The organism is Cellulomonas sp. GbtcB1 (assembly GCF_019091725.1).
Taxonomy (GTDB): Bacteria; Actinomycetota; Actinomycetes; order Actinomycetales; family Cellulomonadaceae; genus Cellulomonas.
Window position 1 is genome coordinate 1 of sequence record NZ_JAGXJG010000585.1, and the last position, 235, is coordinate 235.

General features: G+C 73.2%; 1 pseudogene. It reads left to right on the forward strand.

Going from position 1 to position 235, the window contains the following annotated elements:
- Window positions 1–199: pseudogene (locus tag KVT14_RS21470) on the forward strand (HNH endonuclease); the annotation flags it as partial.
- Between the last annotated feature and the right edge of the window lie 36 nt (window positions 200–235).

Here is a 235-nt window from a genome sequence, read left to right on the forward strand (position 1 = left end):
CACCGTCGGCGACAACCGCGGACCGGTCTGCCCCCGACACCACCGCCCCAAGACCGACGGCGGCATCCGGCTGCGCCAGATCAGCCCCGGGCTGTCCGAGTGGATCACCCCCACCGGGCACCGGTACCTCACCCGACCCGGCACCGGGCAGACCCACGACGCCACCACCTACCCGTACGACGCACCACCGCCGTTCTGAGGCGAGGGCACGCCCGTCGCCGACATGCGTCTCGAC